This is a genomic window from Enterobacter sp. BIDMC 29, from assembly GCF_019378755.1.
Lineage (GTDB): Bacteria > Pseudomonadota > Gammaproteobacteria > Enterobacterales > Enterobacteriaceae > Enterobacter > Enterobacter ludwigii.
This window is the reverse complement of record NZ_CP080000.1, coordinates 4210059-4216584: the sequence shown is the minus strand read 5'-3', so window position 1 is coordinate 4216584 and position 6526 is coordinate 4210059. Positions and strand designations below refer to the sequence as shown.

General features: G+C 56.1%; 6 protein-coding genes. 3 read left to right on the top strand and 3 right to left on the bottom strand.

Going from position 1 to position 6526, the window contains the following annotated elements; genetic code table 11:
• Position 1 precedes the first annotated feature (1 nt).
• Positions 2 to 1204 (bottom strand): MFS transporter, encoded by a 1203-nt coding sequence (locus tag JTA15_RS18705; protein WP_025206420.1) that lies wholly within the window; start codon positions 1202 to 1204, stop codon positions 2 to 4.
• A gap of 238 nt (positions 1205 to 1442) precedes the next feature.
• Positions 1443 to 2141 (bottom strand): autotransporter domain-containing protein, encoded by a 699-nt coding sequence (locus JTA15_RS18700; RefSeq protein ID WP_020882635.1) that lies wholly within the window; start codon positions 2139 to 2141, stop codon positions 1443 to 1445.
• 162 nt (positions 2142 to 2303) lie between these two features.
• Between JTA15_RS18700 and tag the strand changes: the two genes are divergently transcribed.
• Both tag and JTA15_RS18690 read left to right on the top strand, forming a co-directional pair.
• Positions 2304 to 2885, top strand: a complete 582-nt coding sequence (gene tag / locus JTA15_RS18695) for a DNA-3-methyladenine glycosylase I (protein WP_219372590.1) — start codon at positions 2304 to 2306, stop codon at positions 2883 to 2885.
• Positions 2863 to 3303, top strand: coding sequence for an N-acetyltransferase (locus JTA15_RS18690; protein ID WP_044858831.1), 441 nt, complete (start codon positions 2863 to 2865; stop codon positions 3301 to 3303). Before tag ends, JTA15_RS18690 begins: the two co-directional genes overlap by 23 nt.
• On the opposite strand, the gene JTA15_RS18685 is transcribed toward JTA15_RS18690, so the two are convergent.
• A complete protein-coding gene (locus JTA15_RS18685; RefSeq protein ID WP_255580236.1) occupies positions 3272 to 5551 on the bottom strand; it encodes a molybdopterin guanine dinucleotide-containing S/N-oxide reductase in 2280 nt (759 codons plus the stop codon). The genes JTA15_RS18690 and JTA15_RS18685 overlap by 32 nt on opposite strands.
• Before the next feature lie 212 nt (positions 5552 to 5763).
• On the opposite strand from JTA15_RS18685, the gene JTA15_RS18680 reads away from it, so the two are divergent.
• Positions 5764 to 6426, top strand: a complete 663-nt coding sequence (locus JTA15_RS18680) for an OmpA family lipoprotein (RefSeq protein WP_014168137.1) — start codon at positions 5764 to 5766, stop codon at positions 6424 to 6426.
• Positions 6427 to 6526: the final 100 nt, after the last annotated feature.

Here is a 6526-nt window from a genome sequence, read left to right as displayed (position 1 = left end):
GTCAGGCATGCGCTTCGTTAAAGACTTCACGCTGCGGCTGGCGAATGGTGGTCGACAAGGCCAGCGAGATTATCAGCAAAGCAAATATCACGCAGAAGGTCACATAGAACCCACCGAACAGCGAGGCGATTAACGAGCCGCAGATACTGCCGATGCCAAAGCCCAGATAGATAACGCCGTAGTTTTTCGCCAGATTGTTCAGGCCAAAGAACTCACTGACCAGCGACGGGAAGACGGTAATCGTGCCGCCGAAATTAAAGGCCACACAGGCAATTGCGGCGAAGAACGTGGCTTCGTTCAGTGGGGCAAACAACAGCGCCGCCATCCCCACCAGCGAAACAACCTGCCCGATAGTAATCACGCGGATACGGGCAATTTTGTCAGACAGAATCCCGAGCACCAGACGGCCAGAGAGGTTGGCAATGGAGATGACGGTGACCGCATTCGCCGCTGTTGCCGCATCCAGTTTCACCATTCCCTGAGCAATATCTTTCGCCACCCCAATCACATACAGACCGCTCATGCAGGCTGTCAGGAACATGACCGCCAGCATCCAGTACTGTGGTTGACGCATAGACTGCGCAAGGGTGAAATCATTCTCCACCACACCGTTAACGGTTTTCACTTCCTGCTGCGGCGCATCTTTCATCAGCGTGGCGCCGAACAGGATCATGACCAGAACGATAGCGCCCCAGATCATGAACGTTTTTTCGAGCCCCACGGAAGCAAGCAGGTGGGAATCGATAAATTTAAAACCGAGGCTCCCCAGGCCATAGGACCCGATGGCAAACGCAGAGATTAAACCTTTACGTTCCGGGAACCACTTCACACAGTTTGACAGGGTCAGCAGATAACCTGCACCGTCGGCAAGTCCCACCAGCACCCCGGCGCTCAGCCACAGCATCATCAGGTTGCTGGAATGCGCCGTCAGGAAAAAGCCCACGCCCAACAAGATACCGGATGCCATCGTCACCCGCTTCACGCCGAATCGCTCCTGCAATTTTCCCGCGACGGAAGATGAAAGCGCCAGCCCGAGGCTCAGCAAGCCGAAGGAGAACGCCACCTGGCTGACCGGTGCACCAAGCTTATCGGAAAGTGCACTGTTAAACAGGCTCCAGGTATAGACCGACCCCAGCGCAAACTGGGTCACGATGGTGCCAAAAAGCGTTAGCCAGCGCGTACGGTTGTAAGTTGATGTGTTCATGGCAGTTGTCCTGCAAGAGAAAGTAAGGGAATTCGCTGAGGACAACGATAAACAAAACCTTAATATGCCTGGGGTAAAACGGCATGAAATGCAGGAGGAATGGAATGAAATGCCATAAATCGGGAATGAATGACCTTGCCGGGGAATGAAGCGACAGCATGTTAGTGACTGCTATCGCTACAACCCCCACGGCTATTGTATTCAGGATGTTATCGGCACGTTTAAAAAAGTAACAACCTTAAAAATTAGCGCTCACGCCCAGGGTGTACATAAACTCCTCACCCGTGGTGGTGTATTCCCCTTGTGCTAACGACGCATAGGCCGCCATATGCGTGTTAAACGGAATATCCGTTCCGACGGTTACATCCATCCAGTTGCCGCTTTGTGTTGGTGCCGGCGTCTGTGGCATCCCAAACTGGGATTTCCACTGGTTTTCGCCAAACTGCTGGTTATAGCTTATCTGCGCCCACGGGCGAAGCTCGCCGTACTGTGTATCCACGCGCCAGCCGAGCGTGCTGACGCTGGCATGCCAGAGTGGGTCGGTAAGCCCCTGCGTCGTCGCGCTGTCACCAAATTCGTTGATCATCATCGGTGCCGTGCCGTCATAACGCCACGCCATCACCGGACCGGTCGTGATACGCCCTGACACCGGAATGTTCCAGCCCACGCTCATGGCCCCTGCCGGCGTGGAACCCGATGGTAAACTCAGCGCAAGTCCGGGGGCATTTTGTGAGGACTGAATCCGCTCGGCGAGAATATCCTCATAACGCGGTTGGTGATCCGCATCCCATGTATAGCGTTCCGCCGTATTACTTTGGGCGTCTGAAACGATATATTCCTGTTGCCAGGCAAATGCTGTATTACAAAAAAACAGACAGGCTGAAATCCCCGCCAGGCCAGAAACAGCATGGCGACCACTGATTTTTTTTATCATCATCAAAGCGACTCCAGAGAGAGCCGAATTCGGCGATATTTGTCATTGTTTAGGAAGAGTTTTGCGGGCATATGGCCCTGTATTAACTATTGTCTTTATAGTAGACACGTCAAGCCTGACAGAATGAAAATTTTGCGATAACCGTTTCATTAAGGGAGATAACCGATGCAGCGTTGCGGTTGGGTAAGCCAGGATCAGCTTTATATCGACTATCACGATCGGGAATGGGGCGTACCGGAGACAGAAGGGAAAAAGCTTTTTGAGATGATCTGCCTGGAAGGTCAACAGGCGGGCTTGTCATGGATTACAGTGCTTAAGAAACGGGAAAACTATCGTAATGCCTTCCATCAGTTCGATCCGGTCGCCGTCGCTGCCATGACCGAGGACGATGTGGAACGGCTGGTCCAGGATGCAGGCATCATCCGCCATCGCGGTAAGATCCAGGCCATCATTGGTAACGCGCGCGCTTATCTGGCGATGGAGCAAAACGGAGAACCGTTCTCAGAATTTGTCTGGACGTTTGTGAACAATACGCCGCAAATTACCCAGGCCGCCACGCTCGCGGAAATCCCGGCTTCCACCCCGGCGTCGGATGCGCTCTCTAAAGCGCTGAAAAAACGCGGCTTTAAATTTGTCGGCTCCACCATCTGTTACGCCTTTATGCAGGCCTGTGGCCTGGTCAACGACCACGTTACCGGCTGCGTCTGTTATCCAGGGAGGCACCATGATCCGCAAATGGGAAAGTGATAATGCCGGGCCACTCCTGAGTCTGTGGCTTGAAAGCACCACGGAGGCGCACCCGTTTATCAGCGCGAGCTACTGGAAAGAGAACGAAGGTATGGTGCGGGATGTTTACCTGCCCGCCGCCGAAACCTGGGTATGGGAAGAGGATGGAATGCCGCGCGGCTTTATCAGCGTCATGCAGTCCCAGTTTGTAGGCGCGCTGTTTGTCTCAACTGACTTTATTGGTCGGGGGATTGGGCGTGCGCTGCTGAACCATGTTCAACAGCGCTTCCCGTATTTAAGCCTGGAGGTCTACCAGAAAAATGTCCGGGCGGTGAATTTCTATCATGCACAGGGTTTTCGCATTGAAGACAGCGCCTGGCAGGATGACACTCAGCACCCAACGTGGATCATGAGCTGGCAGGCGGATCAAACGCCGTGAGCGTAAGCTCGGGTCCCTGATATTTCTCGACCCAGGCCAGCGCCGTGTTCCCCGCGCAGCCATTCCCCAGCTTCGAGCTGGGGAGATCTTTGGTCAGAACGTTTACTGCACCGTTTTTACAAATACCGCCTTCGCTCGGCTCCAGGTCTGGCCATGCCCCCTGGTGAATGCAGATAACGCCAGGTTTAATCCCGTCGCTCACTACCGCCCCTGCCAGCACCTGGCCACGCTGATTCCAGACGCGAACCACGTCACCGTCAACGATCCCACGCGCGTGTGCATCTGCGCTGTTCAGGGTCACGGGCTCCCGTCCGGCAACCGCATACCGCTCGCGCAGTGATGAATAGTTAAGCTGGCTGTGCAGGCGATGGGCAGGATGGGCCGATAACACCTGCAGCTGTTCCGGCTGGGCATTACCGTGCCACTCGTCCGGCTCAAGCCACGTTGGATGCGCCGGACAGTCGGCATACTTAAATTGGGCGATACGCTCGCTGTAGATCACAATCTTCCCGCTCTCGGTTTTCAGCGGATGGTTCTCCGGGTCGCGGCGGAAATCGGCGAAGCGAACAAACTGCGCATTCTGTTCGCTCTCCGGCATCTCAATAATCTGGTTCGCTTCCCAGAACTGTGCAAATGGCGGCAGCGTCACGCCCTGCGGGGCCCCGCGCTGGCCTGCAATCTGGTAGAACGTCTCCAGCCACTGCAAATCCGTTTTGCCCTCGGTAAAACGCTCGCGCCCCCCCGTTTCCCACAACTCGCTCAGCTCAGCAAACACCTCAAAATCATCACGCGCCTCATCACGCGGCGCTACGACGCGCTTCATCGGTACCATATGCTGATTGCTGTAGTCACCGGTCATGGTGAGGTCGTTACGCTCAAACGAGGTGGTCGCCGGCAGCACAATATCGGCATGTTTGGCTGAGGCGGTCCAGAAGCATTCTGAGATAACCACCAGTTCTGGCTTCTGCCAGGCGCGGATCAGGCGATTCGTGTCCTGGTGATGAGTAAAGTTCGCGCCGCCGGCCCACCAGACAAACCGGATATCCGGGAAGTGGCGATCCAGACCGTTATGCTGATAAAACCCGCCCGGGTTTTCCAGGGCTTCAACAATGCGCGCCACCGGGATTTTATCCACGGCATCCACACCGCCCTGAACCGAGCCCTGCAGAGAAGCCAGCACTGCCGCTTTGCGGGTTGGGTTGCCGCCATTGGCGAAGTGATAAGAGAGACCAAACCCACCGCCCGGCGTACCGATTTGCCCGAGCATGGCGGCCAGCGTCACGAGCATCCAGTGTTTCTGCTCACCGAACTGCTGGCGCTGCATCCCCCACCCAGACATTAACATCGTGGTGTTTTGGTGGAATAACGCTGCCAGTTCACGCAGTTTGGCCGCAGGAACCCCACAAATCTCTGCCGCCCACTCTGCCGTTTTGGCAATACCGTCTGTATTGCCCGTCAGATAGTCGGCGAAGTTGTCAAAACCGGTGGTACAGCGTGCGAGGAACCCGGTATCGTGCCAGCCGTTCTCCACCAGCGTATGGGCAATGCCCAGCATCATCGCCACGTCGGTGCCCATGTGCGGGGCAATCCACTCGGCGCTGTCGCCAAAGAAGTCCATGGTTTCCGAGCGCATCGGGTCAATGCAGATGATGCGCTTGCCGCTTTTACGCAGCGCATCGAAATACGGGATCCCCTGCTCGTCACTGGCATTCCACGCGATTTTCAGGGTGTTGAGCGGGTTGGCGCTCCACAGCACCACCACATCGGTGTGCTCCAGCACCAGCGGCCAGCTGGTCTGCTGCTGATACACTTCGTTACCGCCCACCACGTAGGGCATGATCGCCTGCGCTGCGCCGGTGGAGTAATCCCCAAGATGCCCGGTATACCCCCCGGCCAGACTCATATAGCGCTGAAGTAACGTTGAAGCCTTATGCAGCACGCCGTTTGACCGCCAGCCGTAAGATCCGGCAAAAATGGACGACGGGCCATACGTGTCGCGAATACGTTTGTGCTGCGCATGGATCAGCGCCAGCGCGTCATCCCAGCTCACCCGGACAAACTCATCCTGACCACGAATCCCCTGCGGCTTGTCTGGCGACGTCAGAAATCCTTTACGCACCATCGGCCAGCGCACGCGCGTTTTGCTGTGTACCTGATCGCGAACGACGGTCTGTAAAGAGTTGGGATGTTGCGTTGGCAATGCCCCGCGAGACGACAGAACATTTTCGCCATCGGTTTCGACCAGCATCGGCCCCCAGTGGGCGGCGGTCAGAATCGTTTTTGTTGAGGTGCTCAAGCGTGCGCTCCTGGTTGCGTGCAGGTTTTACGGCCTTCTTAGTGAGGCAGTTTATGGTTTGTCACAAATTTCAGAGTTATACCCGGAATTTTCTCCGTATCTGGACGTCATAATCAACTGCCACGCGCGTCGTGGCAAAGAATAAAAAGGATTAAGGAAATAAGATGAAAAAACGCGTATTCGTTATTGCCGCTCTGGTGAGCGGTGCACTGGCTGTTTCTGGCTGCACAACAAACCCTTACACCGGTGAAAGCGAAGCTGGTAAATCCGGTATCGGCGCGGGTCTCGGCTCGCTGGTAGGGGCCGGTGTGGGCGCACTCTCCTCCTCCAAGAAAGACCGCGGCAAAGGCGCGTTAATTGGCGCAGCGGCAGGTGCAGCCCTGGGCGGCGGCGTGGGTTATTACATGGATGTGCAGGAAGCAAAACTGCGCGACAAAATGAAAGGCACCGGCGTGAGCGTGACGCGCAGCGGCGATAACATCATCCTGAATATGCCAAACAACGTCACCTTCGACAGCAGCAGCGCAACGCTGAAACCAGCGGGGGCGAACACCCTGACCGGCGTGGCAATGGTGCTGAAAGAGTATAACAAGACCGCGGTGAATGTGATCGGTTATACCGACAGCACCGGCAGCCAGGATCTGAATATGCGTCTGTCTCAGCAGCGTGCCGACTCTGTGGCCAGCTCGCTGATCACGCAGGGCGTTGCAGCAAACCGCATCCGCACCAGCGGCATGGGCCCTGCAAACCCTATCGCCAGCAACAGCACGGCGGAAGGCAAAGCGCAGAACCGTCGCGTTGAGATTACCTTAAGCCCAATTCAGTAAGGGCTGCCCCCCTCTTCCTGGGGAGAGGGGGATAAGGGCGTCATGCCGCCACGTCGGCATGAACCGCTTGCCATCGCTCATTTTCCCGCTAAGGTGTTCT